Source organism: Deltaproteobacteria bacterium, assembly GCA_020845895.1.
Lineage (GTDB): Bacteria > Lernaellota > Lernaellaia > JACKCT01 > JACKCT01 > JADLEX01.
In genome coordinates this window covers 1-20,136 of record JADLEX010000077.1, presented here as the reverse complement: position 1 = coordinate 20,136, position 20,136 = coordinate 1, and the positions used below count along the sequence as shown (strand labels likewise).

Below are 20,136 nucleotides of genomic sequence, written 5' to 3'. Positions count from 1 at the left end.
TTGTCACCCTTTTGGATCTTCGCCGACAAATCCTGTCAGTTCTCTGGATAACTGGCTATCCCATCGCGTCGAAAATACACGTAACTGCATGAAATTTATGAAATTTTTGATTTTGACTCTCTTTGGCACGGGACCTGCAAACCATTCCTTCGCTTACGGTTTCCCAAACCCCCTTGGAGGAGAGTCATGCGCAAAGGTTTCACCCTGATCGAGCTGATGATCGTCGTTGCCATCATCGGCATCCTGGCGCTCATCGCCATCCCGAACTTCATTTCGCTGCGCGCGAAGGCCTATGACGCGTCGGCCCAATCGGCCGGCCGCAACGCCAAGCTCTCGCAGGAAGTCTACTACAATGACTCCGGCGGCGAAATCTCCGGTGGCTACGCCACGTCGCTGGTCGAGCTGCTCGCGTACGACGAGAACCTCGTTGACGATGCGTCCGTGACCTTCACGTTCGGCGCCGCCAACGCGTCGGGCTACACCTTCACGACGCAGCACATGAACAGCTCCAAGACCTTCACCTGGACCGACTGATCCAAGCTGATCGACACGGGAAAGGGCCTCTTCGGAGGCCCTTTCTTTTTGGATTTTTCTCCCATGTCGAAGTCGCCTCCCGAGACGCCGCCGCAATATGCGGCGATTTATGACGTTGTTCGCCGAATCCCGCGCGGCAAGGTCGCGACCTACGGACAGGTCGCACGACTCGCGGGACTGGGCCGGTCGGCCCGGCAGGTCGGCTACGCCCTTTTCCGCCTCCCCGAAAAGACACGCATTCCCTGGCAGCGCGTCGTCAACGCGCAGGCCATGGTTTCCACGTTGCCTTTTCTGGGTGGGCCGGAAATCCAGCGCGCGAAGCTCAGGGCCGAGGGAATCCGTTTCGACGCAAACGACCGCATCGACTTCGCGAAATTTCGATGGACGGAAGGTCTATGAGGCCGAGTCGGCGGACTGCTCGAACGCCGCGGTGATGTACTCGCGGTACTTGCGATCGTCTCCGTACGAAAACGCGACGAAACGCAAGCCCGCACCGGGAAGGCGCCCCGTAGCCGCCGCTTCATCCTGATCGACGACGTGCACCACCTGGCACTCGGCGCGGATCGAGCCCCAGGGTTCCGGGAGTTCGAGCTGCGTGAGCAGGACTTCGTCCTTCGCAGGCGGACTTTCGGTCACAACGAACACGCCTCCCTCGCCGACGTTGTGCGTGTACTCGTCGATGAGCCGTCTGGCTTCGCCCATTCGCACGCGCAGAGTGCGCTCGCGCCGCTCCCGCGATCGCCGGTTGCGATAGATCGCCAGCAGGTCCTCGATCAGTTGCAGAAGCTGACGGCTCTGATCGATCACGACGAGCCCCATCTCGACGGGCTCGAACGGGGGAAGCGCGGGTTCGATCACTCGCGCGCGACGCACGACGCCGGTGAGCGGATACATCCCGCGCCCGGGGATCTCGATCTTCATCACAAGCTGCGTCTTGGGCGGAAATGCCTTGCGCGCGCGGATACGCAGACCCGATTTCGACACATCCTGAACGAAGCCCACCCGGTCGGGTTTCGTGATGCCGAACATGACCCGGATGTTCACCGGAACCCGCGGATGCCCGCGCTGATCCGAATTCGACGACCCGTCGTCGCTCATCGTCGCCCCCGGTTCCGATTTCCGGAACCCGAATTGCAATCGACTCAAAGTGTAACCAACGTCCATGATTTTGCAATCGACGGGCGGGCATTGACCTTTGAACACCGCGCGATCAAGTTGCCGCCATGATCCAAGCGTTCGGAACGGAAAAATTCGCGAAGATGGTGTCGGTTCGACGAACGGTCGTCCTGGCGCTTTGCCTCGCCTTCGTCATGGCGGCGACCGGTCGCGCGGGCGCGGAAGAGCGTCGATACACGCTCGACGCGCAGGATCGCCCGATTCAGGAATTCCTTCGCGAGGTGGCGAAGATCACGGGAAAGAACATCCTCGTCGATCCGGGGGTGACGGGAACGGTCACGCTCGTCAGCCCCGCGCCGCTGACGGCCGCCGAGGTCTGGAACGTCACGCTCTCGGCGCTTGCGGTCAACGGATTTACGGCGGTCGAGTCCGGAGCGATCGTGAAAATCGTTCCCCGAAGCAAGGCCGCGTCCGAGGCGATTTCCACCTTCGCCGCCAAGGCGCCCGGCGGCGGCGAGGAGTTCGTCACCGATCTCATCGAACTGCGTTACGCGAAAGCCGACGCGGTCGCCTCGTCCGCGTCGACGCTGCTGTCGCCCGACGAGAAGGCCGCTCCCGCGCCGGGTCGCAACGCGATCATCGTGATCGCGACGGCGGCGAACGCCGCGCGCGTGCGCGAGCTCGTCACCCGCATGGACACCGAAGGAGCTGCGACGGCTATCGATGTCATTCGTCTGGATTACGTGAACGCCGCGCAACTCGCGCAGGTGCTGCAAGAGCTGTTCGGCAAGGCGGGTGGCGTTTCTGGACGCGGGTGCGAGTGCGTCTTCACCGCGGAACCGCGATCGAACTCGCTGATCGTGCGCGCGCCGGCGGGAGAGCAACTGGCCGCGCGACGGCTTGCGGAGAAACTCGATCGCACCGAAGGCGCGGTCGAGGTGGCCAAACTGAAAAACCTCTCGTCCGACGAAGCCCGCGACATGCTCCAGACGCTGGTGCTCTCGCGCTAGTTCAGAACGCGACGAGGGCGTTCGGTGCGAACGGCAGCAGGCCGTCGAGCGACCACGCACCGCCCGCGCGCCGGAGCACCACGCCGCCGCCGCTCTCTCGATCCGATCCGGCGACCAGCGCGTCGGCGTCGAACTCGGACTTCGCTTCGCCGAGGGAACACGCGGTCCGCAGGTCCCACGACGAGGTGACGGTCGGCAGCGCGCTCGACGCGATCGATCCATCGAGCCAGTCCAGCAGAACGCCGACGCCGACATCGTAGGACCGGCCCGCGAACACGGCAGTCGCGTCGCCGGTGTACGCGACATCGGACAACATCCAGTCGACCGAAACCTCGGGCGGCGTCGCCGAGTACCACTTTCCATCGGAAAGCCACGCAATCGCGCCGCTCGTCCCCGATGCGTCCGCTCCAACCGCGAGGCCGTTGTCGGCGTCGGCAAGATCGAACGCGTGAAGACGAATGCCATCCAGTGCAATGGGTTCGACCGACCACGCGTCGCCGTCGAGCCGCAGCAAGAACGAACGGTCGGCGATCCGGTCGAATCCGAGCGCGGCGCCGCGATCCGTGCCGAGGACGACGAGATCCGTCAGCCACCAGTCCGTGGAGACCGCGGGCAGCGCCTCGCGCTCCCAGTCGCCGTCCGTTTCGCGCAAAATGAATCCGGACCGCGAAGCCCAGTCGCCGCCGGCAGCGAGCGTCAATCCCGAGCGGGAGTCCACGGCCGCGATGTCGAACGAGGACGAGATCACCGGGACATTGTCCTTGGCGAACGCGCCCTTGACGGCGCGCAGGATGACGCCGCGCGCTTCGGCGTCGTCGCGTCCGACGTAGAGGATCTCGTCGCAACTCGGATTCGCCGCGTCGAACAGTCGCCAGGAGGACTGGAAGAGGTCCGGAGTGCGATCGATCCAGGCCCCGTCCACGCGTTCGGCGATTCCGTCGCCCACGGCGAGCACGCGGTCGCACGCCGCATCGTCGTCGCCCGCGAATCCGCCGGGACCGCCTCCGCCGTCATCGTCGTCGTCGGTCGCGTCATCGTCGTCCCCGTCGCAGGTGCATGCGACCAGCGACGCGCAGCACGCGGCGAGGATGACGAGCCCAAACACCCGGCGAAAAATGCGTGCGTGTGGCGTGGACATGAAATCCTCCGCAAAGAAGACGAGACGAAAAACTCTATCGCGCCCCCGGCGGCGGGGTCAAGTGCGGGTGACTAGAGATTGTGGAGTTGGGCCCGTGCGCATACCGGATATGGTGGCCTGTATCGCCGGGCCCTGTGCGCGGAGGACTCACGCACGACGGACTCGATGCGGCTCGCGCACCACGGCTCGATGCGGCCCGACGACCTCCCCGGCGGCAACGTGCGCGTCACGCGGAGATCAAACGACCGTGTGCAAATAACCGTTTAAACGGTTAAACAGTTATATCCCGCTCGAGAATTCCTCGAACGCAGTCGTGCCATCCCGTGCGACCCGCGGGAGTTGCGGATGCCGGAACGAAAACGGCGGGCAAGAAGCCCGCCGTCCGGATGCGATCAACGCGGTACGCGGTCAGTAGACGTCTTGCAGGTACGATTTCGCGGCGTCGTCCCAGCCGTGACGGGCCTCGGTGGCAGCGGTGCGGATCTCGCCCCATGCTTTTTTCTTTTTCGCGAAAACCGCGAGCGCGCGACCGACCGCGTCGCCGAACGCCTCGACCTTTTCGGCGATGTTCGCGCCGTCGAACGCAAAGCCGTTCACGTTGTCGATCACGGTGTCGCGCAGTCCGCCCGTCGCGTGCACGACCGGCGGCTGTCCGTCGCGCATGGCGAGCATCTGGGCGATTCCGCAAGGCTCATAAAGGCTCGGCATCAGAAAGAGGTGCCCGCTCGCGTAGAGCAGATCGGCAACGTCCGCATCGTGCCGCTCCAGAAACACGAAGTTCTCGTGGTGTTCCATCGCCCAGTAGAACGGACGCACGAAGTCGATCGCTCCCTCGCCGAGAAAGACGAAGACGCCGCCCGCCTCGTTGACCCGCTCCATCACTCGGTCGAATCCCGAGATCCCATCGGGACCGCGATCGAGGTAGAGACGCACCTTCTGATCGGCCATCCGCGACACGGCGGTCGCTACGACCTTGACCTTCTTACCCTTCCACGACTCGAGTCGCGCGAGCGTCTGCCGGTGGCCGTGGTGATCGGGCTGCGTTTCGAGCCAGGCGGACGCCGATTTTTCGAGGGCGTCGCGAAGCTTGGCGAACGCGAGGCGAGGCGCTTTGCGTTCCTCGGGATACTCGATTCCGTTGAGGACGCCATGCAGACGCCCCTGCTCGGCGGCTGAGCGCAACAAAGCGTCGAGTCCCTCGCCACCCCAGAACCCCGCGCCGTAATCGGAGGGACGCAGGATTTCCTCGGCGTACGAAGGCGAGACGGTGGTCACGACATCGGCGAGCAGAATACCCGCCATCATCGGGGTGTAGCAGGTCGGGCGATACCGCGCGTCCATCAGCGCGCCGTAGATGCGCGGCGAGGTCGCGGGGTCGAGGAAGAGTTCGGGAAACCAGGCGGCCAAGGACGACTCGTCTCCCTCGAGGGGGCGGGTGCCCTGAATGCCGAGGTTGTGAATCGTGTACACGGTGCGGATCGCTTTGAGTCCTTCAAAGGCCGGATGAATGTCGCGGAGCACGAGAAACGTGCCCGTGTGCCAGTCGTGCAGGTGGATCACATCGGCGCCCGCGATCGGCGAACCGGGCTCGAGCGCGAGTCGGCCGACCGCCGAGCAGAACATGGCGTACTTCGACGCGTCGCTGGCGAAGGGGCGGTAGCCTTCGTCGTGCGTGTAAATGGGGTTGCCGCGAATCCAGACGTTCTCGATCACGACATGCTCGACGCCCTTGGTCGGGGTCTCGGCTCGAACCGTGAAAACCTGTGCCGCTTCGGGGCGGTCGCAGAACGGGAACTCGACCTCGGATTCGGCAAGGACGGGGTTGCTCGTGTGCAGGAATCCATAGGATGGAGTGACGACGGTGACCTTGCAGCCCTTCGCGGCGAGCGCCCGGGGCAGGTCGCGGATCACATCGGCGACGCCGCCGGCCTTGCCGCCGACCAGCGCGCCGTTCTCGGCAGCGATCATGACAATGTGCTTTTTCGTTTTGGCCATGGGGAATGCCTCCTCGTTTGCCCGAAAAATCGATCGGGAATGGAAACAGGAATTCGACGTTCAAGTTGTCGGATGGCCGGGATTTAAGCCGTTCACCGCGCCGCGTCAAGGAAAAAGCGAAGTCCGCTGCGACAGGGAGGGAATTGTCGCGCTCGCGCCGCGGGTTCGTCAAGGTCGCGATGAAGCAAAAGCAAAGGGCGCTCCGAAGAGCGCCCTTTGCGGGATTTGTCTCGGATTCGAGATTAGAACGCGAACTCGACGCGGCGATTCTTGGCCCACGCGAGCTCGTTGTTGCCCTTATCAACCGCCATGCCTTCGCCGAAGGACTTCGTCTTGACGTTGTCGGCCTTGAGGCCCATCGTCACGAAATACTTCTTGACGGTGTTGGCGCGGCGATCGCCCAGCGCGAGGTTGTATTCCTCGGAGCCGCGCTCGTCGCAGTAGCCTTCGACCGTGAACGACTTGTCCCAACCGCTCTTGATGGCTTCGGCGTACTTCTTCGCCTTGTCCATCTCGCTCTTGCGGATGTTGTACTTGTCGGTGTCGAAGAAGATCTTGTCGGTGCTCTTCACGAGCGGGGTCTTCTTGGGCGGATCGAGCTTCTGCGGCGGCGTCGCCACAACCGGCGGCGGGCAGTTCTTCGCGATTTCCGCGAGCTTCTGGACCTCAAGGCAGGTCGCCTTGCACTGGTCGTATTCCTCGGCGGCGTACTGAGCTTCGGCCTCGGCGAGCTTGTCCTCGGCGGCCTTCAGCTTGTCGGGGCAGTTGGTCGCCGCGCCGGACGCCTGAGCGTCGGCCACGGCGGCCTTGGCGGCCTGGAGTTCGGCGTCGGGCGGCTCCTTGCCGCAGGCCGAAGCCAAAACCAGAAGCGCCATCACGAGCATGAGCGGAAAGAGCTTTCTCATCTAACCGACCTCCTTAATGGTAGAGTCCGTTGCAGTGGCCTAAGCCAAAAGTCAAAACGAAACGTGCGCCTGCTTGCCCGCTTACCTAGCACAAGGGTTTCGCCCTTGTCAACAACGAAATGCCCTTCGCGCGGGGGTTTGCGGCTCTGCGCGCGCGGATTTCCTCTATTTTTTCATCAAACTGAGCTTCTTCTTCGCAATCTCGGCCTCCGGGCTCTTGGGGTACTCGGCGATCACCTTCTCGTAAAAGAGCTTGGCGTCGAATTTCGAGCCCATCTGCTCGAAGGAAACCGCCTGGTTCAGGATGGCGGCCGGGACGAATTTGCTCTTGGGGTATTTGGTTGTCAACTCGTCGTAGGCGAGGATCGCCTCGGAGTACTTCTTGTCCAGAAACTGGGTTTCGCCGATGTGGTACTGCGCCTCGTGGGCCAGATCGCTTTGCGGATAGGTCTTCAGAAACTCCCCGAACTTGCCCTGCGCCGCGCCGTATTTTTTCTGTTTGAACAGCAGAACGGCCTCGGCGAACAAGTCCTTTTCGGACTTCTTGCCGACCGGCACCTTGTCGAGGTCGGTTGGCACCGGCGCGACGGCCAGAGAAGGATCGGTCTTGATGCCGGCCTTCGCCTCGAGCGCGGCGAGGCGCTTGTCCATCTTCTCGAACTGCACCTCGAGGTGCGAACGCAGCGCCTGATACTGCTTGTTGTACCGTTCGTTCTGGTACTTGGCCTCCTGGGCCATGCCGCGCATCTGCTCGAATTCCTGCTGCATGTTGTCGAAGGTCAGAATGTTCTCGGCCATGGTCGAGATGTTCTGATCCACCGACGTTTTGGTGTCGTTCGACTGCTGCTCGACCTTGGCCATGCGCGCCTTGAGTTCCTCGATCTGGGGATCGGGTCCCTTGGGTCCGAGGCAGCCGACCGAGGCGAACGCGACGAAGGCGACACAAACCGCGAAGATTCGTTTCATGGTTTCCCCCCTCATTCCGTCGGCAGCGGACCCCAGGAGGGGCCGGTGTCGAACGAGGTTCCCTGTGTCAGACGCCGTGTGTAGGCGTCGTTGGTGGTACGCATCCACATCGCGCGCCCCTTGGACGTTTCGCACGAAAACACGAGGATCCGCCCGTCGGGCGAGAAGCTCGCGTACTCGCAGCTCGGCTGCATGTCGGCGGTCAGCGCATAGGGCTCGCCGCCGTTTTCGTCGATCAGATAAATCGTGTAGTGGCCGTATTCGCGCGCTGAATAGGCGATCTTGCCGCCGCGCTTCGCCCATGTCGGCGACTGGTTGTACGACCCGAAGAAACTGATGCGCGAGGGATCGCCACCGGCGATGTCGATTTTGTAGACCTGCGGCGCGCCCGACCGATCGGAGATGAAAAGCATCTGCGAGGAGTTCGGACCGAAGGCCGGGGCGAGTTCGATCGCCCAGTGCTTCGTCATGTTGCGCTTGATGTTGCCCTTCAGATCGACCTCGTAGATCTCGGTGTTCGCGTCGTGCGACAGGGCCACGGCGAAGCTCTCGCCGCCGGGCATCCAGTCGGGGGTGAGCGCGACGCCGCTATTCGCCGTGAAGACCTTTTTCGTCTTGCCCGTCTTGACCTCGACGGTGAAGACCGTCGGCTGGATCGTGGAACCCTGCGCCGCGAATAAGATTTCCTTGCCGTTGGGCGACCATTTGGGGCTCATGGCCAGCAGGCCGAGGTTCGTCAGCCGCCGGCGGTTGCGGCCGTCGGCGTCCATCACGTAGATCTCGCGCACGTCCTTGGTGCCGGAGGCGAATGCGATCTGCGACCCGAAAAAGCCCGGATCGCCGAACAGCTCCAGGAACACCTCGCGCGAGAACATGTGGACCATGTTGAATCGTTCCTCGAACGATCCGTTGTATTCCTTGCCGACACGCATCTGTTGCGTGAGCACGTTGAACAGACGCAGCGACATCGTGATCTGGTCGCCGTTTTTCGCGAACGAGCTCTTGATGAGGTATTCCGCGCCGATCAAGCTCCAGTTGGCGAACTCGAACTCGCCCGCCTTCACGCCCGCGGTGCGCGGGTCCTCGAGGTAGCGTGCGCGGTCGATCACCTCGAACTCGCCCGACATCTCCATGTCGTCGGAGAGCACCTCGGCGAGCTTGCGCGCGGTATCGCCGCCATCGGTTTCGCTCTCGTCGCGAAAAACCGGCACGGCGATGGGGATTTTGTGGATCTGCGGGGCCGCGCCGATCTCGGGCGTGATGACGCCGCCGGTGATGATGCCGGGCGACTCGCCGCCGGACGGGGCTTCGCCCTGCGCGAAAACCGTGACGCCCCCCGCGAGGGCGACGGCGATGACGGTCAAAATCAAAATGCGGATGCGCATGCGGATCTCTTTTCGAAAGGTCCAAAAACGGCGCGTTATTCTGCTTCTTTCGCCTTGAATGTAAAGCCGATTCCCTGCGCGACGCGCTCCGCGGCCTCGTTGGGCGGGGCCGAAAACGGCGCCGCGCCCTGCACCGCGCTCTTGATCGTGGCGTCGAGCGCGGCCACGCCGGTGGATTTCGACAGCGAGAATCCGAGCAGGTTTCCCGAGCCATCGATACGCACCACCACGGTCGCGGTGCGGTCGCGGTCCTCGGCGGACAGACCGGCGGGAAGCTTCCAGCGCGATTTGATCTTCTGGCGCACGCGGGCCACGTAGATCTTCTCGACGGAACCTCCGTCGCCCTTGCCCTCGCCGCCGCCGCCGACTTCCTGCTTGGACTGCTTGAGCCGCTCGATGGCGCTCTTGGCCATCGTGTCGCGCACGACGGCTTCCTTGGTCTTGTGCGAACGATACTTGGAGTTGACCTTCTTCGTCGGCTTGACGTTCTCGGGCATGTCCGCGGGCGAGAGCCTGTCGGTGGTCTGTTTGGGTTTTCCCTCGAAGGGGTTGAGGGCGGCCTTGACCGACTCAGTGGGAGCGAGCGGCCCGACGCCGGGACCTTTCGGCAGGTCGGCGAGGTCGGCCATGTCGAACATCAGAACGGGGGTTTCCTTCGGGCCGGTGTTCGGCTTGGCGGCGGCGGAAACGAGGGCGAAGAAGGCGAGGAGCACTACGTGAGCGACGACCGAAACGCCCCACAGGACCCCGAACTGCCTTGCGAAGGGGTCCGCGTACGAGGTCATGTTCCCGTAGCGCGGCACGGCGGTGTCCTCACTTCAAGGATTTGGGCAGCGTCTTGAGGCCGAGCTGCTCGGCGCCGGCGGCCTTGGCCTCGGCGATCACCTCGACAACGCGCCCGTAATTCACGCCCTCGTCGGCCTCGACGAAGACGCGCTTTTCGGCCTTGGTCTTGTAGATGTCGGTCAGGCGGCCCTTGAGCTGGTCGAAGGGCACCTCTTCCTTGCCCAGAAAAACCTTGCCGTCCTTGCGGATCGTGAGCTTGAAGTCTTCCTCGGGCGACTCGATCTTCTGGCCGTCGGCTTTGGGCAGGGCGACGTTGATACCCTCGTGCAGCAGCGGCGCGGTGACCATGAAAATGACGAGCAGCACCAGCATCACGTCGACCATCGGCGTGACGTTGATCTCGCTCATCATTGCTCGGCGTCCCGACCCGCCGCCCAGCGACATGCCCATGGGCTTTCAGACTCCCCAATCCCGATTCAGTTCCTGAACCTAGAGAATATGGCGTTCCACGATGTTCAGAAAGTCCGCTCCGAAGGTCTCCATGTCGGACTCGATGATGCGGATCTTGTTGTTGTAGTGGTTGTAGAACATGACGGCCGGGATGGCCGCGAAAAGGCCGATGGCGGTGGCGACCAGCGCCTCGGAGATGCCCGGCGCGACGACCGCGAGACTCGCCGAGCCCTGCTGGCCGATGTCGTGGAAGCTGATCATGATGCCCCAAACCGTGCCGAACAGGCCGATGAAGGGCGAGGAGCTTCCGCAGGTGGCCAGAAACGGCACCGCGCGCTCGAGCCGGGTGATCTCGGCCGTCATGGTGCGACGCAGGGCCCGGGCGATGTTGTCGCGGGCCGAGTCCTTGTTCGAAATCGCCCGGTTTGCTGCGTCGGGCTTCGCCTGCATCGTGACCCCGCGCGGGTTGTCGCCCTCGCGGAACTTCTCGAGCTCGCGGTAACCGGCCTTGTACAGCTCGGCCAGCGGGGTCGCCGTCAGGTCGCGCGCGCCGCGGTAGATTTCATCCAACTGCCGGGATTCCCAGAACATTTTGAGAAAAATCTCGCCCTCGCGGCGGGCTTTTCGCAACGTCAGTCCCTTGAGGAAGATAATCGCCCAGGACGTGACCGAAAACACCATCAGGAGGGCCATGATGCCCTTGACCACGAGGCCCGCGCTCCCGATGACCTCGAGGACGTTGAACGCCTTGGGTGCGGCCGGGGTCTGGGAGAGAATGAACGAGAGAAAATCGGAATTCATGGCGAACCGTCACTCACCCTTATGCAAGTTCGGGCGGAACTTAGACGATGGACCCCGCGAAGTCAACGGCAAACGGCCTCTCGGCACCCGTCAAACGGTCTGAGGTTTCCCATCGGAAGGTGTTGAAAACAAATAGGTTTCGTTTGTTCCCGATCCGTTTGCGCTTTACCCGGCCCGGGCCCGGGTGTATAAACCGAAACGCGCGGGGCAACCGAGGGAGACCGATGATGAAACGGCTGGGAATCTGGATTTTGGTCGCGCTCGCTTATGCGGGCTGGACGGTCCTTGGCGGGACCCTGGTGGGTGCCTGCGCCGTCGAGGACAAAAAGGAAGAGGATCTCACCGACGACGAGCAGCCCACCCCCGAGCCCTCGACCTATACGAAGGTGATGGAAGGCATCGCCGTCGGCGACCGGGTTTACGTGTACGAGGGCGGCCTGTGGGAAGAGGTGGATGACGCCGCGGTGCCGACCGCCGGTCGGCCCTTCCGTTCGGTCGATTTCGCGAACCCCTCTGATGGCTGGATCTCGGGTGTCGGCTCGGTCTATCACGTCGTGGACGGCGAGTGGATTCCCGACGCACCGCTGATTCAGACGAATGTGCCCATCGAGCGGATCACGATCGGTGCGGACGGCCGCGTGTGGGCGCTCGCCAACCGATTCGAGGACCACGGCGGGCACATCTTCGTGCGCGGTCTCGACGGCGTGTGGATCGATTACGATCTCGATGCCGAGTTCCCCGACGGCGGCATGGCGATGGACGTCGCGACGCGCCCGGACGGTTCGGTGTCGTTTCTCCTGCGCGTGGGGCAGTCGTTCTTTCTGCGCACGTTTTTCATCGACGGCGTCACCGTCACGACCGATCCGGTCTATCAGTTCGATCCCATCAACTGGCTCACCTTCTCCTCGCTCGGCATATCGCCCGCCGGCGCGGTGTGGATCGGCGGACACCTGAACGACGGCATCAACAACTTCGGCGGTGTGTGGGACATGCCCGAGCCCGGCGTGCTCAACTCCCAGGTGTTGCCGACCGCGACGTGCCCCCTGCTTGACGTCACGCGCTTCGTCACCATCGATCAGACCGTCTACGCGCTCGGCCTGTGTGCGTGGTCCGCGATGTATGCGAACACGGGCGGCGCGTGGAGCGAGGTGAACCTCCCCGGTGAGAAGGGCGACGAGTGGCGCGTGAATGACCTGTCGTTCATCGACGCGCAGACCGGCTGGGCCGTCGGGTATTCCGACAAACAGGATGTTCCGCTTTTCCTGCTGCGCGATCCCGCCGGGTGGATTCTCGTGCCGCCGCCCGAGGACTCCGAGGCGGAGGGGCTGGCGCTCTACGGCGTGCAGGTATGGCCGACGCCGACGGGCGACGACGACACGTCCGACGACGATGCGACGGATGATGATGCGACGGATGACGATGCCGCCGATGATGACGTCGCGGACGACGACACGACCGATGATGACACGACCGATGACGACGCGACGGACGACGACGCGGACGACGACGATGATGACGATGATGACGACACCAGCGTCTGAGCGGGGCTGAAGTTCGTCAGTCGATCAGTCGAGAGGCGGCGGCGCGGTCGGCGACCAACGTCAGTTCGCCGGGGTGCGTCTGAAGGAATGACGCGGGCACGTCGGGCGTGATCGGCCCTCGCAGCGCCCGCTCGAGAATTTCGGCCTTTCCCGCCCCGGTCGCCATCAGGATGAGTCGCCGCGACGCGAGAATATCGGCGATGCCGATGGTGATCGCGTGCTTCGGCACCTGGTCGAGGCTGCCGAAAAACCGTGCGTTGGCCTCGCGTGTTTTCGGCGCCAGCGCCACGAGGCGCACGTGTTCATCGGCGCGCGAGCCGGGTTCGTTGAACGCGATGTGACCGTTCGGGCCGATCCCCAGCAGCGTCAGGTCGAGCCCGTCCGCGGCTTCGAGCGCCTCGCGATAGCGGCGACTCTCTTCCACCGGGTTGTAGCCGCGTCCGTTGGGCGCGTGGAATCGCGCGGCCGGCAGCGCCACCGCGTCGAACAGGTGACGGCGCATGAATGTGGCGAAGCTTTGCTCGTGACCCTCGGGCAGGCCAAGATATTCGTCGAGCAAAAACGCGTTGACGCGATCGAACGACACGTCGCCGGCCGCGTGCATCTCCACGAGATGCTCATACACGGGCAGGGGGGTCGCGCCGGTCGCGAAGCAGATGGCGACGTCGCGGTCCGCTCCCGCGATCAGGTCGCGGATGCGTTCCGCCGTGAATCGTCCGAACTCGCGGGGGTCGTCGAAGATCGCGCCGGGGATGGTCTGACCGTTGCCAAGATGAAGTTCGTGCATCGTCATCGTGAATTTCCCCGGCGCCGGGCTGCCCGGAAAATCTCCGGCGGTCGCGAAGGCGCACGGACTATAGGAAAACGCGCCCGCGCGGGCAAGTCGGCTTGCGCGATGTCGGCCCGCGCGGGCAAGTCGGCTGGCGCGATGCCGGGCGCGACTTGACGCCGCATGGCGCGAGCCGTTCAATCGCGTCGTGACCGATCTCCCCGTCAAAGGAATTTCGATTCCCGCGCGGCGCGCGCTTCTGTTTTGCGGCGTGGCGGCGTTCGTCGCGGTGCGTCTGATCGTGGCGCTCGGTGCGGTCGATCACCTCCACAACGTGGACCGGTCCGAATACCAGCTCGCCGAATACGCGCACAACATCGTCGCGGGAAAGAGTCTCGAATATCCCGAACTCACGCATCTGTGGGGCCACCGCGGATTCGCCACCGCGCTCATCCCCTTCGTGCTCGTCGCTCCAACGGACACCGTCGCCATGAAACTCGCGGCCATCGCGCTCGCGACACTCGGGTTCGCGGCGCTCACCGCGTTCGTGTTTCGCGTCGGCGGCCTTGTCGCGGCGGTCGTGTTCGCCCTGCTCATGATCTTCCCCGAACGCTCGCTGCTCAAATGGAACCTGACGTATTGGGGAGCGCACCCGGAATCGGCGCTGCTCGCGGGCATCGGCGTGTGGGCATGGGGGAACGGCCTCATCGGGACGCGGCGCGCGCAAGCGTGGTTCGCCGGCGCCGGCGTCGTTGTCGCGGCGTCGATCTACGCTTCGGCAGCCGTGTTCTACGTCGTCGCCCTCGTCTTCGTCCTCACGGCGTCGATCGTGCCGCGAGGCCGTCGAGCCCGTGCGCTTGCCGCGCTCGGCGGCGGATTCGCGGTCGCGATCGCACCGCTGGCCGTTCGCCTCGCGGGCGGTTTGCGCGAGCGCCTCTTCGAGCCCGCCGTCTTCGACAACACCTCGTCGGTCGCCATGACCGCGGTGATCGGCGCGCCGTCGGCAGGCCGGCTCGCGCTCTTCTTCGCGCAGGACTGGATGCGTTCGTTTTATCTGTTCCGGCCCGAGTGGGCGATCACGGCGCTCGCCGCCGTCGTCGTGATCGCGCGATTTCGCGACGCGGAATCGGTCGAGCGCGGGCGGGCGCGGCTTCTCTTCCCTCTGTCGCTCGCCGTTGCGCTCGTTGTCGTCTCCATGTTCGGCTACGTCACGCACCTGCACACACGCCATCTTCTCTGGCTCATCGTCGCGGGATACGCGTGCGTCGCGATGGCGCTCGGCAGCCCGTGGACCGGCGAGCGCCTTCGCGCGGCGCGGCCGGTAGTGGCGCGGATCGAGGTGGGCGCGAAGATCGTCCTGGTCGCTGTGCTGGTCGGTGTTCACGCCTGGAATCTCTCGCCGCTCGTGCAGCCCGCCGAGTTCGACATGCTGGGGCGATTTCGCGGCGAGGTTTATGCGCGGCATTTTCTCGGGCAGATCGTCGGCGACGAGGTCGATCGCGTGAACGCGTTGCTCGACGCGCGCATCGAGGAACTGGGCGACGCGGACTTCGTCGCGGGTATGGGCGAGATCTTCCGCATGAGCGGTGTCTATGACTGCTGCTTGTGGGAGCCCGTGCGTCCGGATGTCGAGGCGTTACGTGTCCCGGTCTCCGCGGATTCCTCAACGTTTTTTCAGGGCGTGGGGTGTGCACTGGCGCTCAAGTCGACTGCGCCGCCGATGCTCGCGCGCATCGCCGATCGCTACGGCGCCCCGGCCGCCGAGGCCGCGAACGCCGGCCACGAGCGCTGCGGCATGTTCACGCCGACGCCATGAATCTCAAACCTCGGCGAGCGCTCGCGTCACATCGTCGATGCACCGCGCGGTGACGGCGACGAGTTCGCGGATCCGGTCTTCCGGGATCGCGAGCGGCGGATTGAGCACCACCACGTCGGACAGCGGGCGGATGATGACGCCGTGGTCGCGCGTCGCCATGCAGACGCGGTGACCGGCGCGCGCCGGGACGGGGAACGGCGACTTCGCCCTGCGGTCGCGCACGATCTCGATGCCGACCATGAGCCCGGTCTGACGGATCTCGCCCACATGGGGGTGTTCGCGTAACGGACCGAGGGCGTCCGACATCACGCGGATGAGGTTCGGCAACGATTCGAGGGTTCGTTCCTCGTCGAAGACGCGAAGCGTTCCGAGCCCCGCAGCGCACGCCAGCGGGTTTCCCGTGTACGTATGCCCGTGAAAGAAGGTTTTGAATTCGTCATACTCGCCGAGGAACGCCTCGAAGATGTGCTCGCGCGCGATGGTGACGGCCAGCGGCAGATAGCCGCCGGTGATGCCCTTGGCGAGCGCGAGCAGGTCGGGCCGGGCGTCTTCCTGCTCGAAGGCGAACATCGTCCCCGTGCGGCCGAATCCCGTTGCGACCTCGTCCACGATGAGCAGCAAGCCATGACGGTCGGCGAGCGAACGCAGCAACCGCAAAAACCCCGGCGGCGCTTTGCGCATTCCCGACGCGCCCTGCACCAGGGGTTCGATGACGATGGCGACGCACTCCTTCCCCACGGCCTCGATCCGGCGCTCGATTTGCCCGAAGCAGGCCGACTCGCACGTTTCGCGTTCGAGTCCGAAAGGACAGCGGTAGCAGTGCGGGTAGGGCAGGACGCGCGTGGGAAAGAGCAAAGGACGGTAGTTTTCGTGGAAGAGCTCGATCGCGCCCACGCTGACCGAGCCGATGGTGTCGCCGTGATACGCGCCGTCGAAGGTGATGAACGACGTACGCCCGGTCTCGCCCCGGTGACGGAAGTAAGAGAAGGCGATCTTGAGCGCGACCTCGGCCGCGGTGCTGCCGTTGTCGGAAAAGAATACGCGCGAGAGCGATTCGGGCAACAGCGCGCAAAGCCGGTCGGCGAATTCGATGGACGCCGACGACGCGAGGCCGAGCAGCGTGGAGTGGGCGATGCGATCGAGTTGATCGCGGATCGCCGCATCGATGGTCGGGTGTCGATGACCGTGGACGTTGGTCCACAGCGACGACACGCCGTCGAGGTATCGCCGCCCGTTGGCATCGATGAGGTCAACGCCCTCGCCGCGCTCGATGACGAGCACGTCCGATTCCATCCATTCCCGCATTTGCGTGAAGGGGTGCCAGATGTGCCGCCGGTCGCGAGCGGCAAGATCGTCGTTCCGGGAAGTCATGATGTTTCCGGGTTCAAAGGGACAATTGTTTCCGTTCGCCACGTGGAAAATTCGAGAATCGAGTCGTCGAAAGCCGCGCCGAGCTTGACTTTCGCCCCCCCCTTTGTCAAGGTCGCGGTGGATCGAATCCACTCCCGAATCACTAGGAATTCCAAAGGTTTGCGCGACGTGCCGAGGTCTTCGCACGACACGGGTTCCGGGCGCGGCGACACGCTGTTCTGGGCGGTGGTCGCCGGGGCGTCGGCGCTCGGACTCGCCCTGCGCGTGTATCGGCTCGGAGCGCCGTCCCTGAGCATCGACGAGACGCTTTCCTGGGCGCTGGCCGGACGCGTCGGCGACCTCGCCCGCGGATTCCAGTCCCCCGTCTATCACCCGATCCTGAAACTGTGGGTTGCGCTATTCGGCGATTCGGCGGGCGCGATGCGCTCGTTGTCGGTCATCTGCGGCGTCGTCGCGATCCCGGTCGGAGCGTGGTTCGGGCGTGCGTTGTCGGGACGCATGTACGGAGCCCTCTGCGCGGTGTTGCTCGCGGCGCATCCCTGGCTCGTCGCCGAGAGTCGCATCGCCCGGCCGCACGCCCTGGTCGCGCTGCTCGTGACGATCGCATTCGCCCTGTGCGTGCGCGTGGCGAAGCGCGAGCGCGATTTCGCGGGCGCGGGTGCGTTGGCCGCGGTGAACGTCGTCGGTGTGTTCACCACGTACTCTTTCGCATGGATGCTGATCGGGCAGGCGCTTTTCCTCGGCGTCCTTGCCGGACCGGTCGTCTTCCGCCGCCGCGACGTGCAGACGGGTCTCGTCGCGCCGGTCGTTGCGGCGCTGCTGGGCTCGCCGCTCATCTACGCGCAGGTGCGCGTGCTCGCCGAGCACATGCGAGGTTTCCCGATTCTAACGCGCATCGCCGACGCGCCGCTGCAGAACTGGGTGACCGATCTGGGATTCGGCGCCCCGTGGATTGCGTGGATGGAGTGGGGCGAGATCGCCTCGCCGATCGTGACCGGGATCGGGTTTCTCGTCTTCATCGCGGCGTGCATCATCGCGGTGGTCGATCACCGGCGTGACGACCGTTCACTGGCGGTGCCCGCGGCGTTTTTCGGCCCGCTTGCGCTTCTCGTGATCGTCTCGATCGTCGTGCCGGTGTGGACGCCGCACACGCTGACCATCTTCGCCCCGGTGCTGATGTTCGCGATCGCGCTGCTCGTCGCGCGGCTGCCGGCCGTGACGACACCGATCGTCGTCGCGCTTGCGCTGGCGTCGTCCGTGGGATCGGTGATCAACGCCGACGCCTGCGCGGCGGACCGATGGGCATGGCAAAAGCCCGAGTCGTGGCGTCCGCTCACCGTGCAGCTCGCACAGCACGTGCGCGTGGCCGATCAGATTTTCGTGGCGCCGGGATGGATGACGCTCGCGATCCGCTATCACGAGCGGGGCACGCCGCGCACCGAGGTCGAGGGCGAGTTGCCCATCGTCGAAGTGCCGTTCGACTTCTACGACGCCGACGCCGATCTTTCCGATGTGATCGGCTTCGGCGCGGCGCGCCGGATCTGGGTCGTGCGCGTCGCGGGGTATCCGTCGGACAACCTGATCCGCGCGGTCGAGAACGCGGGATTCCTGCTCGTCGAACACCAGTTCTTTCACCGTCTCAGTCTGGAGCTGTACGCGCGGGACCTGACGCCGCCGGGCGAGGTCGAAATCCTTGCGCCGACGAAGGAACCCGCGTCGGTCGCGAAGAACATCGAGCCCATCGAATAGGGGAGGGAATGCCATGGGTCTGCTCGACGGCAAGGTGGCGGTCATCACGGGCGCGGGCGGCGGCATCGGCCGCGAGTACGCGCTGGCCTTCGCGCGCGAAGGCGCGAAGGTCGTGGTCAACGACATCGGCGGTGCGCGCGATGGCGCGGGTCACGACGAATCCCCCGCCGCGAAGGTGTGCGAAGAGATCCGCGCCCTGGGCGGCGAGGCCGTGCCGAGTTTCGATTCGGTGGCGTCGATGGAGGGCGGCAAGGCGATCGTGAAAACGGCGATCGACGCCTTCGGAAAGCTGGACGTCCTCGTCAACAACGCGGGCATCCTGCGCGACAAGACGCTCGCCAAGATGGAAGAGTCCGACTGGGATCTCGTCATGGCCGTTCACCTCAAGGGCACGTTCGCGTGCACGCAGGCCGCGTTCCTCCACTTTCGCGAGCGCGGCGAGGGCGGACGCATTATCAACGTCAGCTCGCTCGCGGGGCTGATCGGCAACTTCGGGCAGGCCAACTACGGCTCGGCGAAAGCGGGCATCGCGGGCTTCACGCGCGTGGTCGCCATCGAGGGACGCAAGTACAACATCTTCTGCAACTGCATCGCCCCGGTGGCCGTGACCCGCATGACGCAGGACCTGCCGATGTTCCAGGACCCCGAGGTGAGCAAGTCGCTCGGGCCGGAGTGGATCGCACCAATGGCGGTGTATCTCGCGTCGAATCTCTCGGGGGATCTGACGGGCAAGATCTTCGGCGTGCACGGTCCGAAGATTTTCGAATACCAGACGGTCACCACCGAGGGCGTCGCCTCCGAGACGCCGTGGACCGTGCAGCAGATCGGGTCGGTGCTGCCCGCGATCATGGGTGCGGCAACCGAGGGCTGAGTCGTTCGCGGTCGACACTCGGCGCGATCCGCGAGGCTCGCGCCGAAAACCTGACGAGCGTCACACAAACGACGCCGTCGGCGTTCGGCACGCGCGATCGAACCCCGGTACGCGGCGAAAAATGCCGCGCGACCTTGAGAAATTGAAAGCAATGGTTATGATCCCGGTGGGACGATGACGTCCAGGGCGGGCTATTGCTCCGCGCCGGGGAGAACCGAGTGAACCGATTCTCGAAAAATCTCGCGCTGTTGCTGCTGATATTCCTGATCTTCGCGGTGCTGTTTCAGCTCGTCACCACCGAGTACAAGGGGCCCAAGCGCCTCTCGTTCACGCAGTTCAACGAAATCGCCAAGGAAGGTCGGCTGCTCAAGGTCGAAGTCAAGGGCCGGCAGTTCTCCGGCGTTTATCGCGATCCGGATACAAACGAGACGGTTCCTTTCGAGTCGAGCGGATTCGAGAGCCGCGAGCTGTACGACGAGCTGTTCAAGTTGGGCGTCGAAGTCTCCGTGGTTCCCGACGTGCCGAGCCCGCTTTGGAACTTCCTCGTGACGTGGCTGCCGATGATCCTCATCATCGGGATCTTCATCTTCTTCATGCGTCAGTTGCAGGGCTCGGGCGGCAAAGCCATGAGCTTCGGCAAGAGCCGCGCGCGCCTCGTGACCGGCAAGCAGAACAAAGTGACCTTCAAGGATGTGGCGGGCATCGACGAATCGAAGGACGAGCTCGCCGAGATCATTGAGTTCCTGCGCGATCCCAAGCGCTTCACCAAGATCGGCGGGCGCATCCCCAAGGGCGTGTTGCTCGTCGGCGCGCCGGGCACCGGCAAGACGCTGCTCGCCAGGGCGATCGCGGGCGAGGCGGGCGTTCCGTTCTTCTCGATTTCGGGTTCCGACTTCGTCGAGATGTTCGTCGGCGTCGGCGCGTCGCGCGTGC

General features: G+C 64.5%; 19 protein-coding genes. 8 read left to right on the top strand and 11 right to left on the bottom strand.

Annotation, left to right across the window (positions count from 1 at the left end):
* The first annotated feature begins 186 nt into the window (after nucleotides 1-186).
* Together IT350_10435 and IT350_10430 are read left to right on the top strand one after the other, a co-directional pair.
* Entirely contained in the window at nucleotides 187-534 is a 348-nt protein-coding gene (locus IT350_10435; protein MCC6158459.1) for a type II secretion system protein, read from the top strand.
* Nucleotides 535-597: 63 nt separating this feature from the next.
* Nucleotides 598-933 (top strand): MGMT family protein, encoded by a 336-nt coding sequence (locus IT350_10430; protein ID MCC6158458.1) that lies wholly within the window; start codon nucleotides 598-600, stop codon nucleotides 931-933.
* Here IT350_10430 and IT350_10425 read toward each other — a convergent pair.
* Nucleotides 928-1,632, bottom strand: coding sequence for a PilZ domain-containing protein (locus IT350_10425; GenBank protein MCC6158457.1), 705 nt, complete (start codon nucleotides 1,630-1,632; stop codon nucleotides 928-930). The genes IT350_10430 and IT350_10425 overlap by 6 nt on opposite strands.
* Nucleotides 1,633-1,757: 125 nt before the next feature.
* Here IT350_10425 and IT350_10420 point away from each other — a divergent pair, with 125 nt between their 5' ends.
* The gene (locus IT350_10420) at nucleotides 1,758-2,660 is read left to right on the top strand and encodes a hypothetical protein (protein ID MCC6158456.1); all 903 of its coding nucleotides are present in this window, start codon (nucleotides 1,758-1,760) and stop codon (nucleotides 2,658-2,660) included.
* 1 nt (nucleotide 2,661) lies between these two features.
* On the opposite strand, the gene IT350_10415 is transcribed toward IT350_10420, so the two are convergent.
* From IT350_10415 to tolQ, 8 genes are all read right to left on the bottom strand, one after another.
* Entirely contained in the window at nucleotides 2,662-3,798 is a 1,137-nt protein-coding gene (locus IT350_10415) for a hypothetical protein (protein MCC6158455.1), read from the bottom strand.
* A gap of 408 nt (nucleotides 3,799-4,206) precedes the next feature.
* Nucleotides 4,207-5,793, bottom strand: coding sequence for a glycogen/starch synthase (locus tag IT350_10410; protein ID MCC6158454.1), 1,587 nt, complete (start codon nucleotides 5,791-5,793; stop codon nucleotides 4,207-4,209).
* A 242-nt stretch (nucleotides 5,794-6,035) separates the two neighbouring features.
* Nucleotides 6,036-6,698 carry an OmpA family protein gene (locus IT350_10405; GenBank protein ID MCC6158453.1) on the bottom strand — a complete coding sequence of 221 codons (663 nt, stop codon included), beginning with the start codon at nucleotides 6,696-6,698 and terminating at the stop codon, nucleotides 6,036-6,038.
* A gap of 165 nt (nucleotides 6,699-6,863) precedes the next feature.
* Nucleotides 6,864-7,664 (bottom strand): tol-pal system protein YbgF, encoded by an 801-nt coding sequence (gene ybgF, locus IT350_10400; GenBank protein ID MCC6158452.1) that lies wholly within the window; start codon nucleotides 7,662-7,664, stop codon nucleotides 6,864-6,866.
* Nucleotides 7,665-7,675: 11 nt separating this feature from the next.
* Nucleotides 7,676-9,049: a PD40 domain-containing protein gene (locus IT350_10395; GenBank protein MCC6158451.1), complete on the bottom strand. Its 1,374-nt coding sequence runs from the start codon at nucleotides 9,047-9,049 to the stop codon at nucleotides 7,676-7,678.
* Between the two features lie 35 nt (nucleotides 9,050-9,084).
* Nucleotides 9,085-9,852, bottom strand: a complete 768-nt coding sequence (locus IT350_10390) for a TonB family protein (GenBank protein ID MCC6158450.1) — start codon at nucleotides 9,850-9,852, stop codon at nucleotides 9,085-9,087.
* Between the two features lie 10 nt (nucleotides 9,853-9,862).
* On the bottom strand, nucleotides 9,863-10,279 hold the full coding sequence (locus IT350_10385) for a biopolymer transporter ExbD (protein MCC6158449.1): 417 nt from the start codon (nucleotides 10,277-10,279) through the stop codon (nucleotides 9,863-9,865).
* 45 nt (nucleotides 10,280-10,324) lie between these two features.
* Nucleotides 10,325-11,086, bottom strand: a complete 762-nt coding sequence (tolQ, locus tag IT350_10380) for a protein TolQ (protein ID MCC6158448.1) — start codon at nucleotides 11,084-11,086, stop codon at nucleotides 10,325-10,327.
* Nucleotides 11,087-11,313: 227 nt separating this feature from the next.
* Here tolQ and IT350_10375 point away from each other — a divergent pair, with 227 nt between their 5' ends.
* The gene (locus IT350_10375) at nucleotides 11,314-12,627 is read left to right on the top strand and encodes a hypothetical protein (GenBank protein MCC6158447.1); all 1,314 of its coding nucleotides are present in this window, start codon (nucleotides 11,314-11,316) and stop codon (nucleotides 12,625-12,627) included.
* 16 nt (nucleotides 12,628-12,643) lie between these two features.
* On the opposite strand, the gene IT350_10370 is transcribed toward IT350_10375, so the two are convergent.
* Nucleotides 12,644-13,420: a glucosamine-6-phosphate deaminase gene (locus IT350_10370; GenBank protein ID MCC6158446.1), complete on the bottom strand. Its 777-nt coding sequence runs from the start codon at nucleotides 13,418-13,420 to the stop codon at nucleotides 12,644-12,646.
* A gap of 184 nt (nucleotides 13,421-13,604) precedes the next feature.
* On the opposite strand from IT350_10370, the gene IT350_10365 reads away from it, so the two are divergent.
* Nucleotides 13,605-15,212 carry a hypothetical protein gene (locus IT350_10365; GenBank protein ID MCC6158445.1) on the top strand — a complete coding sequence of 536 codons (1,608 nt, stop codon included), beginning with the start codon at nucleotides 13,605-13,607 and terminating at the stop codon, nucleotides 15,210-15,212.
* A 3-nt stretch (nucleotides 15,213-15,215) separates the two neighbouring features.
* Here the strand turns inward: IT350_10365 and bioA are convergent, their stop codons facing one another.
* Entirely contained in the window at nucleotides 15,216-16,583 is a 1,368-nt protein-coding gene (bioA, locus tag IT350_10360; GenBank protein MCC6158444.1) for an adenosylmethionine--8-amino-7-oxononanoate transaminase, read from the bottom strand.
* A gap of 168 nt (nucleotides 16,584-16,751) precedes the next feature.
* On the opposite strand from bioA, the gene IT350_10355 reads away from it, so the two are divergent.
* From IT350_10355 to IT350_10345, 3 genes are all read left to right on the top strand, one after another.
* Nucleotides 16,752-18,332: a glycosyltransferase family 39 protein gene (locus tag IT350_10355; protein ID MCC6158443.1), complete on the top strand. Its 1,581-nt coding sequence runs from the start codon at nucleotides 16,752-16,754 to the stop codon at nucleotides 18,330-18,332.
* Between the two features lie 13 nt (nucleotides 18,333-18,345).
* A complete protein-coding gene (locus IT350_10350; GenBank protein ID MCC6158442.1) occupies nucleotides 18,346-19,203 on the top strand; it encodes an SDR family oxidoreductase in 858 nt (285 codons plus the stop codon).
* Nucleotides 19,204-19,763: 560 nt separating this feature from the next.
* The coding region (locus IT350_10345; protein MCC6158441.1) for an AAA family ATPase at nucleotides 19,764-20,136 on the top strand (373 nt) is incomplete at its 3' end.

Bases quoted from the DNA above. Each gene is read 5' to 3' on its own strand.
- IT350_10430 (MCC6158458.1), top strand. From the start codon at position 598: ATGTCGAAGTCGCCTCCCGAGACGCCGCCGCAATATGCGGCGATTTAT.
- IT350_10420 (MCC6158456.1), top strand. From the start codon at position 1,758: ATGATCCAAGCGTTCGGAACGGAAAAATTCGCGAAGATGGTGTCGGTT.
- IT350_10375 (MCC6158447.1), top strand. From the start codon at position 11,314: ATGAAACGGCTGGGAATCTGGATTTTGGTCGCGCTCGCTTATGCGGGC.
- IT350_10370 (MCC6158446.1), bottom strand. From the start codon at position 13,420: ATGACGATGCACGAACTTCATCTTGGCAACGGTCAGACCATCCCCGGC.
- IT350_10395 (MCC6158451.1), bottom strand. From the start codon at position 9,049: ATGCGCATCCGCATTTTGATTTTGACCGTCATCGCCGTCGCCCTCGCG.
- IT350_10405 (MCC6158453.1), bottom strand. From the start codon at position 6,698: ATGAGAAAGCTCTTTCCGCTCATGCTCGTGATGGCGCTTCTGGTTTTG.
- IT350_10435 (MCC6158459.1), top strand. From the start codon at position 187: ATGCGCAAAGGTTTCACCCTGATCGAGCTGATGATCGTCGTTGCCATC.
- ybgF (MCC6158452.1), bottom strand. From the start codon at position 7,664: ATGAAACGAATCTTCGCGGTTTGTGTCGCCTTCGTCGCGTTCGCCTCG.
- IT350_10425 (MCC6158457.1), bottom strand. From the start codon at position 1,632: ATGAGCGACGACGGGTCGTCGAATTCGGATCAGCGCGGGCATCCGCGG.
- IT350_10350 (MCC6158442.1), top strand. From the start codon at position 18,346: ATGGGTCTGCTCGACGGCAAGGTGGCGGTCATCACGGGCGCGGGCGGC.
- IT350_10410 (MCC6158454.1), bottom strand. From the start codon at position 5,793: ATGGCCAAAACGAAAAAGCACATTGTCATGATCGCTGCCGAGAACGGC.
- bioA (MCC6158444.1), bottom strand. From the start codon at position 16,583: ATGACTTCCCGGAACGACGATCTTGCCGCTCGCGACCGGCGGCACATC.
- tolQ (MCC6158448.1), bottom strand. From the start codon at position 11,086: ATGAATTCCGATTTTCTCTCGTTCATTCTCTCCCAGACCCCGGCCGCA.
- IT350_10385 (MCC6158449.1), bottom strand. From the start codon at position 10,279: ATGTCGCTGGGCGGCGGGTCGGGACGCCGAGCAATGATGAGCGAGATC.
- IT350_10415 (MCC6158455.1), bottom strand. From the start codon at position 3,798: ATGTCCACGCCACACGCACGCATTTTTCGCCGGGTGTTTGGGCTCGTC.